This is a genomic window from Rubneribacter badeniensis, from assembly GCF_002899695.1.
Classification (GTDB): Bacteria; Actinomycetota; Coriobacteriia; order Coriobacteriales; family Eggerthellaceae; genus Rubneribacter; species Rubneribacter badeniensis.
This window is the reverse complement of record NZ_PPEL01000173.1, coordinates 1-675: the sequence shown is the minus strand read 5'-3', so window position 1 is coordinate 675 and position 675 is coordinate 1. Positions and strand designations below refer to the sequence as shown.

General features: G+C 67.1%; 1 protein-coding gene. It reads right to left on the bottom strand.

Going from position 1 to position 675, the window contains the following annotated elements:
- On the bottom strand, positions 1-675 hold a 675-nt coding region (locus tag C2L80_RS13510; protein WP_154863670.1), incomplete at both ends, for a molybdopterin-dependent oxidoreductase.

The window sequence follows — 675 nt, the reverse complement described above, 5'->3', positions numbered from 1 at the left end:
GTAGCACAGGCGGCTCGCCATGTAGCCGCCCCAGCCGAGTGGCGTGGTCTCGGGGTCGCAGCCCAAGAAGAGCACCGCGTCGCCGTGCTCCGAGATATCCTTGATGACGTTGTTCTGCTGGTTCTGCTGGCCGAGCGGGTCCATGCCCCAGACGTGCTTGGCGCCCCAGTACCAGCCCTCCCAGCTGTCGGGCTGGCGGGCCTGCAGGGTGAAGCCGCCGCAGAGGTCGAGGAGCTGGGTGATGCAGCCGTGCGCTGCGTGGACGACCTTCGTCTCGCCGTGGCCGTCGATCTCGCACAGGATGGCCTCGGGGCTGTACTCGTCGTGCATGCGCTTGATCTCGCCAGCCACGATCTGCGCGGCCTCGTCCCAGCTGATGCGCTCGTAACCGCTCGTGCCGCGCGTCTCGGGGTGCCGCTCGCCGTTCGGGTCCCAGTCCACGCGCTTCATCGGATAGGGAATGCGGTTCTTCGAGTACACGCGCTTCTTGTAGCACAGCGACAGCGGCGAGATGAGCGTCTTGAAGCCCGGCTCGAAGGTCTTGCCGCGCGCCTCGAGCTTCCAGGCGTTCAGCTCCTCGGGCGTCTGGTGCTCGTCGAAGTGGAACGGGCGGATGCGCAGGATCTTGTCCTGCTCCTCGTCGATGTCGACCGTGCACGCGTTCGCGCCGAGCCC